Genomic DNA, 21,355 nt, shown 5'->3' with positions numbered 1-21,355 from the left:
TTTTGTTGGAAAGCTGATATGATACAAACACTGTGTTGAATCGGGAGGTAATTTTGTTTGAGAAGATCCATTGATACATGGTTGGACCGCTTTGCGTACAACCATCCCCGTTTCGGCATTCCCCATCTTATCAACTATATTCTAATTGGCAATGTGGTCATCTATCTGTTGGACATCTATTCCGGCGGCCGGGCCACCGCCCTGCTGGGCCTGAGTTTCGGCAGTTTGCTGGATCTGGAATTGTGGCGGCTGGTCACATTTATCTTTGTTCCGGATGCCTCAAAGCCCTTCTGGTTTATTATCTCCTTGTTCTTTTACTACTTTTTGGGCAACACGATGGAGGCCCAGTGGGGAAGCGCCAAGTTTACCCTCTTTTACCTGGTGGGCGCGGTGCTGACCTTCCTGGCCAGTATTGTCAGCTATTTCTGGAGCCCCCTTTCCGGAAGCTATATGATCACTCTGTCCTCTGTCCATTCCACCCTGTTTTTGGCCTTTGCCACCCTCTATCCGGACGCCCAGCTGCGGCTGTACTTTGTGCTGCCGGTGAAGGCCAAATGGCTGGCGCTGTTCTATGTGTTCCTGCAAGTGTGGGACATCGTAAGTCTGAACCGGGCTTTTCTGGCTCTGCTCCTGCCGCTGCTTCTCCCCGCGCTGCTGGCTTCCTGGATCAACTACGCCCTGTTTTTCTGGTCGGATATTGCCGCCTTCTTCCGGGGGATCATGGGTACCACCAAACATCAGCGATCCAAACAGACCGTCAATTTTAAACAGGCTACCCGCCAGGCCCAGCAGACCCGCGGTTATATCCACAAGTGCGCTGTCTGCGGCAAGACCGACACCGACTACCCCAATGAGGAGTTCCGTTACTGCTCCAAGTGCAACGGATATTACTGCTACTGCTCAGAACACATTCATAACCACGTTCACATTGAGTGAAGGCGTCCCAAGGGACTGGTGTGCGCGGCGTGATTTTGTATCGGCAGATGGCAATACCCGCGCTGCGGGTCTACCAGTTTTTGAGCAATAGGCAGTCCCCTGGTCATGAACTGAACCAGAAAATCGAACCGTGATGAAATACCCCCTGATGCAGTCTGTTTTCCTGCATCAGGGGGTATTTTATCACTGCCCGTTTTACTGGACCTGTTCACAGCGCAGGCCCGGGTTTTTCTCAGTTGTTGAGCGCCCGGCAAAGGAGGGTAACAATCTGGGCCCGGGTGCAGGTTGTGTTGGGGGAGAAGGTGGTTTTACTGGTGCCGTTGGTGATGCCTTGTTCCACGGCCCAGGCTACGGCTGTTGCATACGTCGCGCCGCCGGGTACGTCGGTGAAGTTCGTCTTGACATCGGCATCCGGGCTGCCCAGGGCGCGCCACAGGTATTCCACGACCTCCGCCCGGGTACACGGACGGCTGGGCTCCAATCGCGTTCCGTCGGTAACGCCCATGATGCCCGCCCACCGAACCGCCTCGCCGTAATAGACGTCCTCGTTTACATCACGGAAGGGCATTTCGCCTTCGACCATAGGGCAATCCAGGGCCCGCCAGAGGAAGGTGATGATCTCGGCACGGGTGCAGAGCTGGTTTGGGGAGAAGGTAGTTTTGGAGGTGCCGGTGGTGATTTCCCGATCCAACGCCCAGGCGACAGCCTCAGTATACCAGCTGTCCGCCGGCACATCCCGGAACGTAAGGCCGGTCTCCTGGGCAGGTTCCTCGGACTTCACCGGTTCTTCTGGTTCTTCCGGCTGCACAGGCTGGACCGGCTCCTCCGGTTGATAGGACATGGTGCTGTTGAAATGAATGCTCGCATTGGTCAGGGCATCGTTTCTCGCGCCCACCGAGATGGCCTCCCACTGGCTCTGGCTGCCGCCGAAGTACACGTTTTTGAGGCCGCTGCAGTTGACAAAGGCCCGTTCAGTGATGGTTGTCACCGTGGCGGGAAGTTCCAACGCGGCAATGCTCCAGCAGTTGTTGAAGGTGTCATAGGGAATGCTGGTGGCGCCGGACTCAAAAACGACGCTGCGGAGATTCTCACAGTCGTTAAACACAGCCTCGCCCAGCTGCGTGTCGCCGCTGATGGTTAGGCTGGTGATGGCGCTGCCGGAGAAGGCGAAGTCCCCGATGGTCACGCTGCCCGCCGGCAGGCGCAGGTCGGTGAGTTTCCAGCAGCGGGAAAAGGCGCTCTCCCCGATGGAGGTCAGGCCGTCGCTCAGGGTGACGAAGGTCAGACTGTAACACCCTTCAAAGGCGGAGCGTCCTATGGAACGGACGCTGCCGGGCACTGTCAGGCTGGTGATGGTTCCGTTGCTCAGAAACGCGTAATCGGCAATGGCAGTGACACCTTCGGGGATCACCACGTCGCCGCCGGGGCCGTCGTAGGAGAGGATCGTCTTGCCGTCGGTGGAGTAGCCGAAGCCGTCGTCGGCAACCACATAGTCCTTCTGATCCCGGGATGTGGTCTTGTGGTCCAGGGCAAAGGCTTCCGGCGTGATGTCAAAATAGTAGAAACCGTTGGGAGCCTTGGCGGTGTAGGTGCCGCCGCGATACTCATTGTTGGAGTCCCAGGTGGCGTCCATGACGATCCACCGTCCGTCCACATAGACCTCCGTGTGGGCATGGCCTTCACCGCCGGAGGCGGTCAGGGCGTAAGAACTGTTGTTGAGACTCAGGTTGGAGCAGTAGATGGCGGGAATCCCCTGGGCCAGGATCAGATCCCGCAGCAGCGCGGCGTAGCCGGCGCAGACGCCCCGGCGCTGGTCCAGCACCGTGGCCGTATTGATGGTTCGCAGGTCGGGATTGTAGTAGGCGTCATAGTCGTAGTAGATGTTTTCCGCCACCCACTGATAGAGCAGAAACACCTTGGTGTAGTCGTCAGTCTCATTACCGACAATCTCATCGGACTTGGCCGCCACGGTGTCGGGGACCTGGATGCGGAAGGCATCCTGGGGATCGATGGCGCTGGCGGCAAAGGCTTGGTTGTTGGAAAGCACCTGGGATTCCATCAGCGCGTAGCCGCCGGAATGCTTTTGAATGTAGATGCTGTGCCAGGTCAGACCCTCCCATCTGGTGCTGCCGGACTGTCTCGTATACACCTCCACCGGTACAGAGCCGCTGTGGGTCAGGGGCAGCTGTACAGAAAACAGTTGCCCCTCGCCAGTATTTACGGTTTGGGATGCGCTACCTACCTCCACCTGAATCTGCTGCAGGTCCTCAGCCAAAAGCCTGCCGCTGACCGTCAGGGTATTGCCGGAGATGGTAAGATCAAGATAGTTGCTGTCGTGATAGGACGTGCGCAGATGGGTCGCGCCGTTGGCTACAGATCCCACCGGAGCCATGGCTGCCGCGCCCGTGGTCAGTCCGGCCAAGAGGGTCAGGCACAGGAGCAGGGCGGTGATGCTTTTTTTCCACAGTTTCATGAAATTCTCTCCTTCTTTTTTATGATGTGAAACCACTGCATCAAGAGAAGAGTTCCTGGGGCTCTGCGTCCAGAGGCAGGCCGCTGTCCGTGTCCTCCAGAACCACATTGTAGGAGCTGTCCACCCGGGTCACCAGGGCGCCGCCGCCATTCAGGTCCACGCCGCCGTAGAGGACATCATATACGCTCTTGCCCTCGCCGCTGGAGGCGTAGCAGGTGACGCTGCTGATTTCTGTGGCATCCGGGCGATAGACGCACCAGGCAAAGGTCACGCTCTCGGCGCTGTTGCCGGTCTGATCGGTGTTGAGGCCCAGGGCCCAGCGGCCCGGCTGGGGCTCGGCGGAGAGAACTTCGGCGATTTCATCCTGGATGGCGTAGGCCTGCTCCACAACAGCCGTGATGGCTTCGCCGCCCTCGGAGCCGGTTTCCGAAGCATAGGACAATGCCTCGCTATCCCCGTTGCACAGACCGGATATCACTTCTTGCAGGACTTGCCGGTCCCCGGTGTACGACTGGAACACCTCCAGGTAGCGCCGCAGCGGCTCGTCCAGCGCCTCCGGCAGACCACTGCTGTTGAGGATTTCCTCCGCCCAGATGTCGCCGTCGACGTACCCCGGGAGCGAGTATTCAAACAGCTCCGAATCCAGCATCCGCATACGGTCCTCGTCCGATGCGTCGGCAAAGCCGCGCAGCAGCTTCGCGCGCGCCTCCTTGGCATAGGCCTCCCGGGCCAGCTGGGCAATGTCGGCCTCGTCCATCTGGGCGAAGTCCCCCAGAGTCAGGCCGTCGGCGCTGCCGGCATAGGCCGTGCCGTCTGGCTCCAGCAGCAGAAGCGTCTCCACCTCCGTGTCCTTACCCAACTGGCTCACAGGAGTTTCTGTTATATACCAGATGGCCTCGCCGCCGCCCAGCCAATCGCTGAGGGTGATGCCGATGGCCGCCTGGCCAGTGACGGACGCCGGATCGTGGGTTGCGTTGGGAGCTTCTGCCGTGTCGCCGCCGCAGGCGGTCAGGCCCAGGGCCAGGGTCAGGGCCAAGCCCAGAGACATCAGTTTGGTCGGCTGCTTTTTCATAAAAAATCCTCCTTCAATTCTGCAGGCTTTTTTGCCTTTGCTTCTTTGTCACAGAATCGAAGGAGGAGGTTTTAAAATTTCAAAAAATTTTTTCAAATTTTTTTGCGGCTTAGCCGATCTCCGGCCGTGCCTTTGCCGAACAGACGGAAGAGCAGCTTATTCTGCCGGATTTTCGTTGCCAGCAAACTCGGGCAAGGTCACCGGCAGCGGGATGCAGACATCGTCTATGGAATCTGACAGATGCCAATAGTATAACGGCTGCCCCTTCTTTTGGGCCAACTGGCTGTAATACCGATCTTCTTCCGCGTCGCTGGCCGCCAGAATAAACCCGTCACTGGCCGTGGGATAGGTATCGTTGTTCAGATAGCGGCCATATCCGTAATCTTGGATTACCTGGGCGATCTGCTCAGCGACTTCCTCCGGGCTGCCCTCATACAGATCCGTCAATTCCAGCAGTTCGCCGGTCCGCACGTCAAATGTGAAGCAGGCCCGGGTACTCATGGGGAAGGTTTCCAAAGGCCAGATAGACTCAGTCAAGCGAAGGCTGACGTAATACTCGTCCTGATAGACGACGGCATACTTGGCAATATATTCTGCCTCCTCGCTGCCGGACTCATAGAGGGAAAGCATGGCCGCCACATTGGAATTGTCCTGGGGGGTAAACGAAGTGTGGATGGTGTCCAAGTACGCATTGATCTTGCGGTAGCCTTCGTTGACCTCTTCAAATAACGGAGTCTCTAACTCGATGCCAATGAAGCCGATTTCCTCCACCGCCAGAACTGTGGTGCGCCGTGTGGTGTAGGAGGCTATGGGGACTGGCCCGTTGGGATCTTCCGGCTCCGCCGGTATGGTCTCGGTCACGCCTTGGGTCGGCGTCGTCTCTGTTTCCGTGCGGCTGACCCAGCCGGTCACGCCGGCCGTAATGCCGCCCACGGCCACCACACCGGCCAGAACCGCAGCCACCACCTTGGCGCTGACAGCTCCGAGGATTCCGCCGGCTCCGGCGGCGGCAGCAGCGGAAGTACCGGCAGCGGCGGAAGCTGCGGTAGTCTCAGCGGCAGCGGCGCTGCCCGCTGTAGTACCGGATGCTCCGGCAGCGCCTGTGGCTGCCACCGCACCGCTGGTGAGAACGGCTTTGGCCGCCGCCGATGCGGCGGCCGGATCGGCCTGGGACTCGGCGGCGCCGCGGAGCAGAAGCAGCAGGAAAGGCAGGGGAGACAGGCTGTAGAGCTTGATGCCGTCTTTCTCATAGCCGAGGAACCCGTCCTTGAGGGCTTTGCGTCCGTAGTTGAGACGGCTCTTCACTGTGTTTTCCGACACGCCTGTCAAGGCGGCAATCTCGCGGACGCTCATCTCGGAATAGTAATAGAGATAGATGGCGGTCCGCTGAGCCTCCGGCAGAGCGTCGATGAGGTCCGTTACCAGCCGCTTTGTCTCTGCGTTATCCATGGCAGCGTCGGGGATGTGCTGCCGGTCGGCGTCCTCGATTTCGTCCAGAACGCTGTGGCCGTTCTCATCCTCCAGGAACTGCAGATCCTTGGGATGGCGCTGCCGCTGGTTGAGACACATATGAGCGGCGATGCGGTTGGCCCAGCTGAGAAATTTCTCTGGATATTGAAGTTTATCCAGATTCTGATAGATCTGTAGAAGTACCTCCTGGGTCATGTCGGCAGCATCCTCCGGGTGCTGCATGATTTTCCGGCACTGGAAAATGACCGAGCCGTGGGCCAGTTCCAGAAGCTGGGTCATGGCTGTTTCATTTCCCGCTCGTGCTTTTTGCAGCAGCTTTGGAATCTCTGTTTTTTCCATGCGCATTCTCCTTAATAATTGTTTCGACCTGTTGCCGGCAGTCGGGGGCAGTTCGGGTAGATTTCCACCGCAGACAGTCCCGAATCCATTCAAATAAAAGCAATACAGCACACCTCCTTTTCTGTGCCTATTCATTTGTCACAAAAAAGAGGTTGCGGGTTTTATTTCACGCAGAAAACTGTTGTCACATCCTTATGCCTCATTAAGTCATTCTGGTTTTTGGTATAACTCTGATTTATGGGTATCACAAGAAGGCACGGCCCAGTCTCCCGCATGGAGGGGGCCACCATCCTCGCGAGAAGGCGGATCTTTTGGATCTCTGGCGATCATCTCCCGCACAGCTTGAAGGAAACGTCCTGCCGCCTTGGAAAAGACCTGGTATTTTTTCCAGACAATATAGCCCGGCGCCTCCAGCCGTGGAGTGAGCGGACGGAAGCACAGACCGGTTCCCTCTGTATGGATCAGCTTATCAAAGCACAAAGCATAGCCCAGTCCCTCGTCTACCAAGAGGGAGGCGTTGAACACCAGATTATAGGTGGCCACCACATTCAGCTCGGTGATTTCCCGCCCTATCCACTGGGCCAGGAGGTGGTCGTCCCCCTTCTGATGGGAGATGATCAGCGGCAGATCCCAAAGGTCTTCCGGGCAGACAGCCGCCTTTCGGGCCAGCGGGGCGTCCCGGCGCATCAGCACGCCCCAGACATCCCCCGTGGGCAGGGTCAGCCACTCATATTTCTTCAGGTCAGGTTCTCGGAACAGCATGCCAAAATCGATCAAGCCCTTATCCAGGTATTCCAACACATACTCTGCATTGCCACTGGAGATGTGATAGTGAATATCTGGATATTGCATTTGCAAGCCCTTTGCGGCCTGGGCAAGCAGACGAATACTGTCGGTCTCCCCGGCGCCGATCACCACATCACCCACAATGGTCTCGTCGGAATGGGTGATCTCCTCCTCTGCTTTTTGAACTAGGGAGAGGATCTCCTCCGCTCGACGGCGCAAAATCATACCCTCCTCTGTGAGTAGGACTTTTCTGGAGCCTTTGGTCCCACGGATCAGCAGCTGTTTCCCCAGTTCCTCCTCCATCCCCTTTAACTGGGTGGACAGAGCGGGCTGGGAAATGTGCAGGGACTCTGCTGCCGCAGAGATACTCTGTTCCCGGGCTACCGTAAGAAAATAGTGCAAGGTGCGCAGTTCCATGGACCATCACTCCTTCGGCGACAGTATATCGTCTGATTCCATAATTGTCAATTATGGAATTGTATCATATATAAGTATTTGCCATCTTTGACCATTGGCCCTACACTATAGACAAAAGAAGGCGGATCAGTCATTCAGAAAAGGAGTCTTGAACATGGAACAACAGATGCTGAAGGATCAAGTCGCCATCATCACTGGGGCCAGCTACGGCATGGGCCGAACCATGGCGGAACTCTTTGCCGAAGAAGGAGCGGCGGTGGTCATCACCGCCCGCCACGCCCAGCAACTCAATGAAGTGGTGGACAGTATCCGTGCCAAGGGCGGAAAAGCCGTGGGGGTCGTGGCCGATGTGTGTTCCACCGGGGACACCCAAAAGGTCTTTGAGACTGCCCTGAAGGAGTTTGGTGACGTGGACATCCTCATCAATAACGCCGGCATTGGGGAACAGAAGATGATTGATGAAACTGACGACGACTGGATGATGTATGTAATGAACACCAATTTGGGCGGCCCCATGCGGTACATCCGAGAGGCCCTGAAGATCTTTCTGCCCAAAAACGACGGCGTGATTATCAACATCTCCTCGGTAAACGGCACCCGCCCCTTCTGCGGAGCAACCTATACCTCCACCAAGGGGGCACTGAACACGCTAACCAAAAATGTAGCCATGCGGCTCATCGACACCAATATCCGCTGCAACGCCGTGGCTCCCGGAGCTACCGTTACTCCGGCGCATCTGGCCAACAAAGCCGGGGAGCAGCCTGGCGGTGCTGAGATGCTGAAATACAGCGGCCACTTTGTCTATTTCCCAGGCCCTGAGTGCGACCCCATGGATCAGGCCTATGCTTGCCTGTACTTGGCCAGTAAGATGGGCAAGGCTGTTCGGGGCCAGGTCATCCAGGTGTGCAATGGTGCGTTCCTGTAAGCATAAGCCATGAAACAACAGAACATTTTAGTAGTCCCTTTGACAGCTCAGACCCTGCTGGACAATTTGAAGGACGCAGGCTGCGATTCCAAATTGACAGAACGTTTTCTGGCGCTGGAACACACGGGCCAATACCGTGAGCAACTGCGGCTGCTGTCTGCCCACCGGCGGCAGCTACTGGACTGTCTGCACCGGGTGGAACGGCGGATCGACTGCCTGGACTATCTGGTCTATCAACTGGAGAAGCGCCGCGTCGGAGAACCTTGAAACCTCATGAAAACTGGAGGACTTATCATGACGAGAATGGAACATCAAACCCTTGACCAGGAGCGTGCCCTGTACGGCAGCCATGACCTGTTGGTACGGAACTGCTCCTTTGACGGCCCTGCCGATGGGGAGAGTGCCTTCAAGGAGTGCGCCGGCATTCAAGTAGAGCAAAGCTTTTTCAATCTGCGATATCCCTTCTGGCACGACCACGGCCTCGCCATCCGGGACTGTGAGCTGACGGATCAGTGCCGGGCGGCCCTGTGGTACTCTGACCATATCACCATCGAGAACACCAAGCTCCATGGAATCAAAGCCCTGCGGGAATGCAGCGATACGGTGGTGCGGAACTGTGATATCGTCTCCCCGGAGTTTGGCTGGAACTCCCGCCGTGTGACCATGGAGGACTGCGCCGCTCAAAGTGGGTACTTCATGATGCGGGGGCTTGAACTGCGCTTCCGTAATGTCACCTTGCAGGGAAAGTACTCCTTCCAGTACATCGAGAACTCTGTGTTTGAACACTGTTCCTTTGATACCAAAGACGCCTTCTGGCACGCAAAAAACGTGGTAGTGCGGGACTGCGTGGTGAAAGGGGAGTATCTGGCTTGGTATTGCCAGAACGTGACCTTTGACCACTGCACCATCATCGGCACCCAGCCTCTGTGTTACTGCGATGGGCTGAAGCTCATTGACTGCCGGATGGTGGACTGCGATTTGGCCTTTGAGCGCAGCAAGGTGCAGGCCACTGTCATCACCCCGGTGGTGAGCATCAAGAACCCCTTGGTTGGCAGCCGCATCACCGTGCCGGAGGTTAGAACGATCATCCGGGACATCCCAGAGGCCACCGGGGAGATTGTGGTGACTGGCAAAAGCCAACCAGCTTGTTCATAAGTGAATGCACAGAAAAACAGAGGCGGTGATAAAGTTGTATAGAAAGCCGTTTTTTCTTCTACTTGGTTTTCTGATGTCCCTGGTACTGCTGTCCGCCTGCAGCGGTGGGCAGCAGGCGACAGAGTACCCTTCCGGCGATTCGGAGAGCAGCCCCCCCGAGCAGTCCGTGGAAGTAACACATCCGGAGGAAGATTCGGTACAGACAGAAAGTTCAGATCCGGAAATGAATGATGATGACGTCGGAGAAGAAGCCGTTTCAGAGGCGCCGCAGACGCCTGGCATATCGGCTGGACAGCCGGAAGAATCTGTTCATCCGGCAAACGGGACGATAACCTCAGACAGTGAGCCGGCTGCGCCGCCGGTACAGGAAACCCCAAGCGAGGCTCCAGAACTTCAGGAGCCGTTGTCCGGAGATACGGCAGGGGAGAGCGTAGGGAGTGAGGAGGAGATCACAGAGATGAAGATGAATGTGCAGGTCGGAGCCAGTACCTTTACCGCTACTCTGGAGGACAATGCCGCTGTAGATGCCCTGGTGGAGATGATGAAAAATGGGCCGGTGACCATCCAAATGAGTGACTATGCCGGATTTGAAAAGGTGGGCGATCTGGGGGCCAGCCTGCCCACCAGCAACAGTCAGACCACGACGCAGGCGGGGGACATCGTACTCTATCAGGGCAATCAAATTGTCCTCTTCTACGGCTCCAACTCCTGGAGCTATACCCGTCTCGGAAGAATTGACAATCTCACTGGCTGGGCGGAGGCCTTGGGTGACGGGAACGTGTCGGTTACCTTTTCCCTGGAAGGATGAACCGGTCATACCCTTGCGGTGGTGAACGTCAGCGAGAAGAAGTGCGCCTGATGTCTCCGTCCCTATGCCGTTTCCGGATTTCCGGCAGGAGCGTCTTCGAGACCCTAAAATTTTATTGAAAAAGTCATCTGAATCTGGAGGTAATGAAATATGCTGAGACCAGAAGAACTCCGTCTGACCCGGGAATGGGACAAGACCTTTTCCAAAAGCGACCGTGTGGATCACCAAAAGGTAACTTTCAGCAACCGTTACGGCATTACCCTGGCGGCGGATTTGTACACGCCCAAAGGCGCCCAGGGTAGGCTACCGGCTGTGGCCGTCTGCGGGCCCTTCGGGGCAGTGAAGGAGCAGTGTTCCGGCCTCTATGCCCAGACGCTTGCAGAACGGGGCTTCCTCACCATTGCCTTTGACCCCTCTTATACCGGAGAGAGCGGCGGCGAACCTCGGTACACCGCCTCTCCGGACATCAACACCGAGGACTTTCAGGCTTCAGTGGACTTCCTCTCCGTTCAGGACAACGTGGACCCGGAGCGTATCGGCATTCTGGGCATCTGCGGTTGGGGCGGTCTGGCCCTGAATACTGCGGCCATCGACACCCGGATCAAAGCGACAGTGGTTTCCACTATGTACGACATGAGCCGCATCGCCGCAAAGGGTTACTTTGACGCTTCCTACAGCGAGGAGGCCCGCCACCAAGCGAGGAAGACCTACAGCGCCGCCCGAACTGCCATATACCGCAGCGGCGACTATGGCCGGGCCGGAGGATGTCTGCCTCTGCCCGTCCCGCAGGATGTCCCCTTCTTTGTAAAGGACTACAGCGAATACTACAAGGGGCGTGCCTATCACGCCCGCTCCCTGAACTCCACCGAGGGCTGGAATACCATCGGCACCCTGTCCTTCCTGAATCAGCCCATTCTCCAGTATAGCAACGAGATCCGCTCCGCCGTACTGGTCATTCACGGGGAGAAGGCCCACTCCTGCTACATGGGCCGGGACGCCTATGCCAACATGATGGAGGGGAATCCGAACCCGGAGAACAAGGAGCTGATCATCATTCCCGGCGCTGTACACACGGACCTGTACGACAATCTGGATGTCATCCCGTTTGACAGGATCCAGGGCTTTTTCCAGACCTACCTGAAGTGATCGGGCAAAGATTGATTTGACAAGGAGGAAGAAACACCGTGAAGAAACCTTATATCGTCTGCCACATGATGACCTCCTTGGACGGCCGCATCGACTGTGCCATGACAGAGCAATTGCCCGGGGTACAGGAGTACTACCAAACCCTGGAGGCACTGAATGTCCCAACCACGGTTACCGGCCGGGTGACGGCAGAACTGGAGATGGCCCTGCCCGGGGACTTCCAGGCCAAGGATTCCACGCCGCTAGGCAAGGAAGCATTCTCCAAGAAAAAACGACGCCCCCGGTTATGAGGTGGTGGCGGATACTCACGGCAAGCTCCTGTGGGCGGATGCCGGACAGGAGGAAAAGCCCCTGCTGATCCTTACCAGCCAGCGGGTACCACGGGAATATCTAACCTATCTGGACGATCGAAATATTTCCTGGATTGCCGCAGGAAAAGAGCGGATCGACTTGGCTCGTGCTGCGGAACTCTTGGCGACGGAGTTCGGCGTGAAGCGCATGGCCATCGTAGGCGGCTCCGCCATCAACACCAGCTTTTTGAACGCCGGTTTGCTGGACGAAGTCAGCATCCTCATTGGCGCCGGCATCGACGGCAGGGGCGGTATGCCAGCGGTGTTCGACAACTTGTCTGCGGCCCACCCGATAAGTCCTCTGGGCCTAATCGATGCCCAGAAATTTGACAGCGGTGCCGTGTGGCTTCGGTATTCCGTTTTCTAATGAGGCCCGCTAACGCAATCGGGGCAGTGTGAACTACCTGTAATGATGTTCCCCTCCCGCACCAAGCTGGAACAGCCCATCGCCCCCAGCTATGTTTGTAAGCGATTTCAGGTGATCCTGGAGCGGGCGGGGTGCAAGAGAGTAAGATTTCATGATTTGCGCCATATATTCAACACCGATACTCACATCACCGACGAGATGCGGTGGAAGGTGGCGCTGAATATCACCTAGGGGATTGGGAAAGGAGACAAGGGACGGCACACCACCACCGGGCGGGAGATGTTCCCATGCCCGGTGGGCGGCGTGGTGATCGACACGCCCGGTATGCGGGAGATGGGGGCGGAGAGCGCGGACCTCTCCCAAACCTTTGGGGAGATCGAGGGCCTGGCCCGGCGGTTTGCCAAGGAACACAATAAGAAGAAGCAGGGCAAATATCCCGGCTGAGGGATGCGGGGAGGATAGAAGTATGGAGCGGGACAATATCATCATCCGCCTGGAGTCCCCAGCAGATTATGCCGCCGTGGAGCGCCTGACCCGGGAGGTCTTTTGGAATGTGTACCGCCCCCGGGGCAGCTGCTTTGAGCAAAGGCTCCCTCAAATTCTGAGCCACTGTTGTTAATAATGTAATTTCAGGGTATCAAAAGGGGGCGCTCCCATGCAGGAGCGCCCCCTTTGATACGTGGTAGGTTTATTTTTTGATGTTCTCGCAGAAGTTCATGAGAATCTGTGCCACCTCCGCACGGGTGGCCGTACCGGTGGGATTGAGGTTTCCGTTATGCCCCTGGAGCAGACCGGCGCCGACGGCCCACTTCATGGCGGACAGCGCCCAGTCGGAGGTCTTGGCTCCATCGTTGAACGTGGCAAGGTCGCCCTGTACGCTGACATCACAGTCCTTGAACGCGGCGTAGTTGCAGAGAATCTGCGCCATCTGCTCTCGGGTAATGTCATCCTCGGGGCCAAATTTACCATTGCCGTAGCCGTCAACAATGTCATTGGCCGCAGCCCAGTTCACTGCGTCGGCATACCACTGGCCGTCTGCCACATCAGTAAAGGCTCCGCTGCCGGCAGCGGGTGTACCTTCCAGATTGTAAAGAACCTGGCAGATCTGTCCCCGGGTCAGGTTGGCAGTCGGTGCAAAGAGGTTATTGCCTGCCCCATTCATTATGCCGTTGTCATAGGCATACTTCACGGCCTCATAGAACCAGTCGCCGGTACCCACATCGGTGAAGGGCAGCGGGCTGCTCTCCGCCTTGAAGGTGGCTTTGACCGAAACTTTGGAAGCAGGCATGGAGAAGGTATACTGGGTGTCGCTGACCCTGGTCAGAGAAACCGCATTGCCATTGGCATCGGTGACGGTCAAAGTATCCAGCGTATAGCCGTCGTCAGGCTTGACCGTGATGGTGACCTTTTCGTCCTTGGCCGCGCTGTTCGGGCTGACCGAGATCGTGCCGTTGGGTACGCCGGACGGTGTGCTGACGGGGTAGGTCGCAGCGCCGCCGCCACCGGAGCCGGAAGGATCAGAAGGCTCCGAATCTGTCACGGTCAGCACCATACGAATGGTATTGCTGTATTCACCGTTTTTGACCGCTACCGCACGGAGTGTTGTATCCGCTGTCACGGCAATAGGATCCTGATAGACCAAAGCGTTGGTCTGTTTTGGACAGGTGCCATCAAGGGTATACCGGATCTGGGCGCCGCTTTCGGTGGAGAGCGTGATGCGGGAGCCTTTGGGAATGGCGGTGTCGGCAGTAAGCTCCGTACCATCGGCCAGTTTTACCGTCACAGGCTGAATGACCGCTGTCTTTACCTCGATCTGGACGGTTTCTTCCAGGCCGGAAACCGGATCGAAGATGCGCAGCTGCGCGGTGCCGGGTAGGTTGCCTGTGAGCGTGAACTGTGCGGCCCCTTGCGCATTTGTTGTAACTTGCGTTTGCTTAATGCTAAAGAGGCTCGACCCGCTTTCAGCAACCAGTTCACGGCCTGCCCCCGATTGAAGGGTTACGGTTAAAACGTCGGTTTGGTTCAGCCCTACTGCGAAAGTGGACGGTGCTGTCAACCCGGTGGGGCGAATCTCCGGAGTAAGGGGATCGGAGGTGTAGTTACTGGCCATTGCGGTTTGATGATAGTTTTTCGCGCTTGTGCTTATATGGATGACCACAGGCGCTTCTAATTTGCCCGAAGCCGGTATAAGTGCAAATCGGGTCGCATACTGCGTCTGGCCATCAGCGGCATATTGGGCATCCAGCGGCTCCACCGTCACAGGAATTTCCTCTGCACCCATGGACAGCGTTACGGCCTTTTCCACGCTGTCCATGTCCATATACTGACTGAACGTCACCTCGGCCCGATCGGTATACGCTTGGACCTGGCTGACAACGGGAGACTCCGTGGAAACCATGGGGATCATCAGGCCCAGGTGGGGTGGCGGTACTGTCAGCCAGTCAGTAGCTGCATCTTGATACCCGCCTTTACAGAAGATTACCTGATATTCACCCTGCGGGACATTCCAGTAGAAGCTCCCGTCCGCACCGGTGGTTTGGGGGTTCTCCTGATTAAAATCCGCTGCCTCCCAGTTCTCTGTATTGGCGCCGTCCTTCGTTACGATGGTCGCAGTCACGCCTGAGAGGAGGTTGGAAGGCACCGCCTCATAGACCTGACCAGAGGGGTCCTCAATGGGTACTGTATCCGGACAGGGTGATTTCTCCTGTTCCGGTTCCGGGTCATCAGTGCATGGATTGATGCTCTGGTAGATATGGTTGCGGGCGGTCTCAATATTTGCATACCGAATGGTTTCATACTGGTTGACGATGGCGTTGTAATAGGGCGTGCTGTAGATATCCAGCCAATCCCAGATCCCGTCCCCCTGAGAAACATCGGGCAGCGCATATCCTGTGAGGTTGTCGCTGGTGGCATCCAACACCGAGTCGATATGGGTGTAAAGCTTTTCTGCAACATCTGGCCCGATATTGGCCCAATGCTGCAGCTTCTGAACCTGCGCTGCCGTAAGGACGGGATTGATCAGCTGTTCACCGGCAACGATCAGTCCATGCGTGGGGACTTTGCCCAATTGGGCGATCCCCTTCGCAACCAGCTTTCCCATGCCCAAGGTCGCTGTGGAGAATAACAGCGAATTGCCGATGCGCTGCCCATAGCGATCCAGCGCGGCATTGAGGCCATCATAAGCCTGCTGCTCCACATTGTAGATCCCATAGATTTCCGCCTGGCACGCTTCGTAATCTTCTTCGGAAATCTTGGGTGTGCCGTCCTCACAGGTCGCGGCACTGACTTGGTCAAGCATGTCAAGCAGCGCGCTGATCTCATCTGAAACCTCCATCCGCTGCTTGACGAGGAAAGCAATCAGGTCGTTAAGATCCAGCATGGCCACGAATTCCGAATAATACGGAAGGCCGGCCTTTTCCGCCAATTCATAGAACATCTTCACACCCAGCGTCCGCCTGACGTCCGCACTGCTCCGGGAAAGGACGGAAAATTCAGAGCGGGTTTCCGGCGTCGGCGTCATATCCCATGGCAGGGAAATAGAGACGGCGGTTTGCTCTTCAGTGTTCACATAGGTGTATTCCAATGTTTCGTTGCTGATCACCGCAAGTTCGTATGTATTGTCGCTGTTCTGCTTGAAATTCTTCGTCTGCAGCGTTGCCGCAGTCTCTTCATAGGGAAGTACGGAGAAGTCTATGTCGAACCATGTTTCGTCCGCTTCCGTACTGTCAGCGGCGCCGTAAGTGATGCGGAACGTCTGCTCATCTACGTCCTCAACGCTCTTGACCTCCAGCAAATCGACGAGATCCGACACTTTGTCTTGTTCCAGATAGGCTTTCACCTGAGCGTCATACTGATCATCTGTCAAACCGTTGTAATCGTAATTGACCTCCTGCGGCTTGCAGGCGTAGGAGACGCCCACGTTTACCGGGACAATGCCCGATACGGCTGCAGCATAGACGCCGTCTGCCGTCTTGGTGGCTTCATAGGAGTACATTTCCCCATCGCGGGTAAAGACGTTCAAGCGTACATTTTCCAGGCGGGCGGTATCCGACCCGGCAAACTCAATTTTGAACGTGAACGACTGCTCCTCCAGCGTATAATATGCACTGCTCCTGCCTGGGTTGGAATAATCGAAAACGGAACACTGCTCAGCACCGGAAACCGTGTTATACATATAGACCTTGGAAACGTCCACCGCAGCCTTGGAGTAAAGGCAGGACACGTGTTCGGTTTTGTAGGCCGGGCCGCCGCTGGCAACTAAGGCATAGATCTCGTGAAAGGAGTACCCGGACGGGGCGGTCAGAGCAATCGAGGCATACCAATTGCCGGCACTATTGGCGGTTGCGGTAGCTGCTTCCTTGCCATTGTCGTAGACCGTGACCACACTGTTCGGCAGTGCGGTGCCGGATACGCCGACATTTTGGTTGCTCGTCTTGCTGGGCACGGAAATAGTGGCGGCCACCGCCTCTGTTGTAACGGTTCCAATCGGCTGACTGCCGCTTTGCAGCGTCAAGACAGGTGTGAGACTGTAGGTTCCCGCTTCACTTGCAGCCACATAGAAACGAATCGTGCCGCTATCACCGGTGACGGGAATGGTGACGGCGTTTCCGCTGCTCGTATAATTTGATGAAACAACGCCATCCACTGCAGGCACCCCCTGCATCGTCATGCCGTCCGGCAGTGTCACCTGAACACTTTGCACCCCGGTGACGCCATCCCGCAGTTTGTAAGTGATATTGAGCAGTATCAGCTTGCCTACAGGCGCGCTGGTGGCGTCCATGGAAACCTGAGTGCCGGACTTGTCCACAAATGAGAATCTGCTTTCATCAAACTGCGGCACCTGAACAGACTGCGTTGTCACTACGCCACGCTGGACTTGGAGGCCATCCAACAGTACATAATCCCTTCCGGGAGTCAGACCCAGCGCGGTAAGGGTAGCCGGACTGTCGGCGCTGCGCACCAGATCGTTTTTCTGCAGAAGAATCAGCGTATAGCTGCCGTCGTCCAAGGCCGGACTCCGGTAAGTTCCGGCGGCAGTGGTATCTTCGATCAGGCCGTTCTCGTTGTCAAAAAGCAAGACAGTAGCCGGTCCGGCGCCGGTGAGGCTGACCTCGATCCCGCCTTTTTCAGTGAACGAAAGGACGGCTTCGCCGTAGCCGTTGTCGTTCAGGGTGACGGCCTTCGTGTCAAGGCCGTTATCCAAAGAAATGGTGAGTTTGTCTCCGGCAGATACGTCCGAGGGGAAGTACAGGTATTCTCCCTGCAGGCGGCTCTCCACGGCCGCACCGTTCTTTGTGACGGTGAAGGTATGTCCGCTGTAGTCGGACAGCTGTGTCTCTGCAGGTGTGCCGCCAGCGGGGACCGCGGAACGCTGCTTCAGAGTGAGCTTTACCCGGCTCTCAGGCAGTGGTTTCAATATAATACGACCCAAGTCAAGGCTTTCTCCAGCATGTACGGTGGCGATGGCGGTACCGGTCTGGCTAAGGTAGCCTTCCGCCGAAACGGTATAAGTAGTCGCTACATTGTCAATGGTGGCGGAAAAAACACCGTCGTTACCTGTTGACACACTAACGCCCGTATCACGATCCTCGCTGGCCGGATAGAAGGTAACGGTGGCGCCAGTGACAGGCTTGCCGCTGGAGTCTGCAACGCTGCCGGAGACGGGCAAGGAGATGATCTTGCTCAGTTGTACGGAAATCGTCTGTTCTTCGCCGGTAAGGGTTACGGATTGCTCTGCAGGCGGATAGTACTTTTTTGCCAGATCGGCGCCCAGCGCGATCAGGAAAGAACAAGTTTTTGCTTCAGCGGGTATGGTGCAGGAAGTACCGGTGCCCGCCGATACGCCGTCCACAAACCAATGCACAGTAAATGAACCTGTCACCGGCGTATGGGCTTCATCGTTCAGGTTTATGGTGATCTTCTCCCACTCATGGTAAGCAATATTGAACTTTAACTGGTTTTGCTGCGCCTTGGCCCACGTTTCACCGGCGGAACCAGCATAGACATGGATGGTTAGCGCGGAAGGCGTGATGTCATTGTAAAAGGTATATGCAGAAGTTCCTGTCCCCATGGTGGGAGTGGAAGCGGAATTCGGCAGGTACACGTCGGTCAGCGTACCGATATTGTTGAACGCACTGTTCCCGATGCTTTGTACGTTGTCGGGAATATGCACCGTGGTCAGCGCAGTTTCCAAAAACGCCATGTCTTCAATCGTGCGCAGCGTAGATGGAAAGCTGACCGAGGAGAGATTCGAGCAGCCGTTAAATGCCTGCTTTCCAACCGTGGTCAGGCCTTCCGGCAGTTCAATGGAAGTCAGAGACGTACAAAGCAAAAACATCTGCGTACTCAGCGCGGCTGCACTGTCCGGCAGTTGCACCGACTCCAGGGCAAAACAATTCTCAAAAACCTGAGCGCCGAAGGAAGACACCGTATCGGGGATCTCAATGGTTTTCAGCGAAGTGCAGTTTTTGAAGGCGCCGGAGCCAATGCTGGTAAGCTGCGACCCCGATTCAAAGTGGACGTTGGTCAGACTTGACGCACCTTGGAAGGTCTCCGCATTGAACTGGGTGACCGTAGCCGGAATGGAAATGGATTGCAAGCTGGTGCAGCCATAGAACGCCCGATCCGGCAGCACCGTCACACCGGCAGGGATATTCACATTTTTCAGACTGGTGCAATTCTGAAAAGCGCCGATTGGAAACTTTGTCAGCTTGGATTCTTCAGCAAAAGTGACTGTTTCCAGCTGCGGCATATTCTGGAACGCCAAGAATTCGAACTCTGTTACAGAAGCCGAAACGGAAATTGAGGTAAACGGTGCCCCAGCGTTATTCTCTGTAAGGGTATAGACTTTTGTTACAGGATAGTTGTCTATGGTGTCAGGAATTACAACTTCTGTGTCGTTGCCACTGTAACCTTTTATGGTAGCCTGTCCGTTTTGGAGGGAATACGTCCAGTCACCACTTTTGACATCTTCGTCTGCGGCCCATGCGGCGGTCGGCAGCATGGTCAGACACATACATAGGGCAAGTAATGCGGAAAGAAGTCTACGTTTCATGGCAACCTCCTTGATGAAAAGAATATTTTACCGGCATGGTTGGCATGGGGCTTCATAAGAGAGTTAGGGCTAACTTCATTATACATGCTTTTCTGCCGTTTTCAAACTTTAATATCATAAAACATGATTATTTTAAAAGAATATATCATTCAATCTCAATCTTCATGGCCGGCACCCAACGGTGGAACAAGAAGTACAGGAACATGCAGTACCTGGAGGATACCTCCATTGCTGGTTGACTTTATCCATGCCAGGGCCTGCAAACCAATTTGCGAAACATCCTTGACACAGCCAATTTCTAAGCTGCGTACGCATCTATACGCGAGAAACCCAGTTTACGCCTGGTGCATAAACTGGGTTTCTCGCCGCATTGATCCAGGAGACATGAAGTCCGTCGTGCCTCCTGATTAAGCATATTCCAACTTATAAATTTGAAATTGGCGGTAGGATTAGAGGGATGTTAGATAGTTGAAGAACATCTGAGCTACCTCAGCACGGGTAGCCGTACCGATTGGATCTAATATATTGCCGCCCTTGCCAGCCATTACACCCTGGCTTACTGCCCACTCAAGAGCTTCTACAGCCCAACCAGAAGCAGAATTGCCGTCAGCGAAGACGGACAGGTCCTGACTGATTGTGGTGTTATACCCCTTGTACTGCGCATAGCGATACAGAATCACTGCCAACTGCTCACGGGTCACCGCGTCGTTGGGACCAAAGGTATCATTTCCGTAGCCAGAGACAATCCCGTTGTTTGCAGCCCAAGTAACAGCCTCGGTGTACCACTGGCCGTCAGTTACATCAGTAAAGGATATTTCCCCACCGCCAGGTCTCTTTTCCAGATTATAAATCAAATATCCCGTAATAAACACGGGGTCATAATTTCCACAACCCCGTAATAGTTCCAAAAACCCCGTAATCTTCGAAAACAACCCCGTAATAATCGAAAAAAGTTAGAAAATTATGAAAATGCTGATGTGATTTTGCTCAAAACCCCGTGTTTATTACGGGGTTTCCGGCCCAACCCCGTGTTTATTGCGGGGTCTGGCCGCTGCATGACTCGTTTTGCAGGTCGGAAACATCTCCCCGAAAAAAAGAAAGCCCCGTGGGACACTCTGGAACCCACGGGGGAAAATAGTCCCGTCCACGCAAGTGCTGTAACAGCGTGAACTGGAGCCATATTTAGGATAACACAGGCATGAGGAGAAAGCAAATCAAGTTTTGTGTGTACAATAAATCAGGATGCGAACCGGACGGTGAGCATTTTTGCCATTTTACGCTGAAATGCTCGGGCTGCAGGCCCACAAACATCTCTCAAAAGTTGCAAAAAGGCCGCGAAATCTATGATTTCACGGCTTTTTTGGTGGACCTAATCGGGATCGAACCGACGACCTTACGGATGCGAAGAGGCTGTTTCAAATTATGTGTAAACCTCCTGAGTGGTGTAGAATAGAAGCATCACACAGGAGGTTATACATATGGCCAGAAAGAATCGCACGCCGGAAGAAAAGGCCCGGCGGGAGAAAATCCGTGAACTGCTGCAGATGGCGAACATCGGCAGCATGGAAGACATCCAGAGCTTATTTAAAGAGACCATAGCCGAATTCATGGAGAACGGCCTGGAGGCGGAACTGGATGACGAGCTGGGCTACAGCAAGTATGACTACAAAAATAAGGACACGGATAACAGCCGCAATGGGCACAGCAGTAAGACGCTGCGTACGAGCTTTGGCGACGTAGAAGTATCCGTGCCCCGGGACCGGAAAGGCGAGTTTGAGCCGCAGGTGCTGAAAAAGAACCAGACCAGCATCAGCCAGGATATCGAGGAAAAGATCCTGTCGATGTATGCCAAGGGGATGACCACCGGAGATATTGAGACCCATATTCAGGATATTTACGGTATTTCGGTCTCGGACAGCACGGTCAGCCGGATCACGGACAAGATCCTGCCTGTTGCCAAAGAGTGGCAGCAGCGGCCGTTGGAGGCCATCTATGCGGTGGTATTTCTGGATGCCATCCACTACCATGTCCGCAGCGAGGGGCAGATCGTAAAGAAG

17 protein-coding genes and 1 pseudogene are annotated in these 21,355 nt (G+C 55.7%); 12 read left to right on the top strand and 6 right to left on the bottom strand.

Features of this window, described 5'->3' with window-relative positions; translation table 11 throughout:
• Positions 1-57 precede the first annotated feature (57 nt).
• Entirely contained in the window at positions 58-936 is an 879-nt protein-coding gene (locus Q0K43_RS11490) for a rhomboid family intramembrane serine protease (RefSeq protein WP_297290662.1), read from the top strand.
• A 232-nt stretch (positions 937-1,168) separates the two neighbouring features.
• Here the strand turns inward: Q0K43_RS11490 and Q0K43_RS11485 are convergent, their stop codons facing one another.
• From Q0K43_RS11485 to Q0K43_RS11470, 4 genes are all read right to left on the bottom strand, one after another.
• Positions 1,169-3,409 carry a leucine-rich repeat protein gene (locus Q0K43_RS11485; protein ID WP_297290661.1) on the bottom strand — a complete coding sequence of 747 codons (2,241 nt, stop codon included), beginning with the start codon at positions 3,407-3,409 and terminating at the stop codon, positions 1,169-1,171.
• 40 nt (positions 3,410-3,449) lie between these two features.
• Positions 3,450-4,481 carry a hypothetical protein gene (locus Q0K43_RS11480; RefSeq protein ID WP_297290660.1) on the bottom strand — a complete coding sequence of 344 codons (1,032 nt, stop codon included), beginning with the start codon at positions 4,479-4,481 and terminating at the stop codon, positions 3,450-3,452.
• Positions 4,482-4,637: 156 nt separating this feature from the next.
• A complete protein-coding gene (locus Q0K43_RS11475; protein WP_297290659.1) occupies positions 4,638-6,290 on the bottom strand; it encodes an RNA polymerase sigma factor in 1,653 nt (550 codons plus the stop codon).
• Positions 6,291-6,497: 207 nt separating this feature from the next.
• Positions 6,498-7,493 carry a LysR family transcriptional regulator gene (locus tag Q0K43_RS11470; RefSeq protein ID WP_297290658.1) on the bottom strand — a complete coding sequence of 332 codons (996 nt, stop codon included), beginning with the start codon at positions 7,491-7,493 and terminating at the stop codon, positions 6,498-6,500.
• Between the two features lie 154 nt (positions 7,494-7,647).
• Here Q0K43_RS11470 and Q0K43_RS11465 point away from each other — a divergent pair, with 154 nt between their 5' ends.
• The 10 genes and pseudogenes from Q0K43_RS11465 (at position 7,648) to Q0K43_RS11760 (ending at position 12,863) form a co-directional block, all read left to right on the top strand.
• Positions 7,648-8,418, top strand: coding sequence for an SDR family NAD(P)-dependent oxidoreductase (locus Q0K43_RS11465; protein ID WP_297290657.1), 771 nt, complete (start codon positions 7,648-7,650; stop codon positions 8,416-8,418).
• Positions 8,419-8,427: 9 nt separating this feature from the next.
• Positions 8,428-8,685 (top strand): hypothetical protein, encoded by a 258-nt coding sequence (locus tag Q0K43_RS11460; protein ID WP_297290656.1) that lies wholly within the window; start codon positions 8,428-8,430, stop codon positions 8,683-8,685.
• 27 nt (positions 8,686-8,712) lie between these two features.
• The gene (locus Q0K43_RS11455) at positions 8,713-9,573 is read left to right on the top strand and encodes a DUF3737 family protein (RefSeq protein WP_297290655.1); all 861 of its coding nucleotides are present in this window, start codon (positions 8,713-8,715) and stop codon (positions 9,571-9,573) included.
• 457 nt (positions 9,574-10,030) lie between these two features.
• Complete coding sequence (locus Q0K43_RS11450) at positions 10,031-10,381, top strand: cyclophilin-like fold protein (RefSeq protein WP_297290654.1); 351 nt, start codon at positions 10,031-10,033, stop codon at positions 10,379-10,381.
• Positions 10,382-10,534: 153 nt separating this feature from the next.
• A complete protein-coding gene (locus tag Q0K43_RS11445) occupies positions 10,535-11,527 on the top strand; it encodes an alpha/beta hydrolase (RefSeq protein WP_366086398.1) in 993 nt (330 codons plus the stop codon).
• A gap of 38 nt (positions 11,528-11,565) precedes the next feature.
• Positions 11,566-11,817 (top strand): hypothetical protein, encoded by a 252-nt coding sequence (locus Q0K43_RS11440; RefSeq protein WP_297290652.1) that lies wholly within the window; start codon positions 11,566-11,568, stop codon positions 11,815-11,817.
• A 4-nt stretch (positions 11,818-11,821) separates the two neighbouring features.
• Positions 11,822-12,244, top strand: coding sequence for a dihydrofolate reductase family protein (locus Q0K43_RS11435; RefSeq protein WP_297290651.1), 423 nt, complete (start codon positions 11,822-11,824; stop codon positions 12,242-12,244).
• Positions 12,245-12,286: 42 nt separating this feature from the next.
• On the top strand, positions 12,287-12,475 hold the full coding sequence (locus tag Q0K43_RS11430) for a hypothetical protein (protein ID WP_297290650.1): 189 nt from the start codon (positions 12,287-12,289) through the stop codon (positions 12,473-12,475).
• A 9-nt stretch (positions 12,476-12,484) separates the two neighbouring features.
• Positions 12,485-12,634, top strand: a pseudogene (gene rsgA, locus Q0K43_RS11425) (GTPase RsgA); the annotation flags it as partial.
• A gap of 76 nt (positions 12,635-12,710) precedes the next feature.
• A complete protein-coding gene (locus Q0K43_RS11760; RefSeq protein ID WP_366086392.1) occupies positions 12,711-12,863 on the top strand; it encodes a hypothetical protein in 153 nt (50 codons plus the stop codon).
• Positions 12,864-12,932: 69 nt separating this feature from the next.
• Here Q0K43_RS11760 and Q0K43_RS11415 read toward each other — a convergent pair whose 3' ends face one another.
• Positions 12,933-19,298, bottom strand: coding sequence for a leucine-rich repeat protein (locus tag Q0K43_RS11415; RefSeq protein WP_297290649.1), 6,366 nt, complete (start codon positions 19,296-19,298; stop codon positions 12,933-12,935).
• Between the two features lie 449 nt (positions 19,299-19,747).
• Positions 19,748-20,206: an S-layer homology domain-containing protein gene (locus Q0K43_RS11410; protein ID WP_297290648.1), complete on the bottom strand. Its 459-nt coding sequence runs from the start codon at positions 20,204-20,206 to the stop codon at positions 19,748-19,750.
• A gap of 570 nt (positions 20,207-20,776) precedes the next feature.
• Between Q0K43_RS11410 and Q0K43_RS11405 the strand changes: the two genes are divergently transcribed.
• Positions 20,777-21,355, top strand: a 579-nt coding sequence (locus Q0K43_RS11405; protein WP_297290647.1) for an IS256 family transposase, incomplete at its 3' end; no start/stop codon positions are given.

The sequence above is a fragment of the uncultured Flavonifractor sp. genome, from assembly GCF_944383115.1.
Taxonomy (GTDB): Bacteria; Bacillota; Clostridia; order Oscillospirales; family Oscillospiraceae; genus Flavonifractor.
The sequence above is the reverse complement of the archived record's forward strand: the minus strand, read 5'-3'. Positions and strand labels throughout refer to the sequence as shown.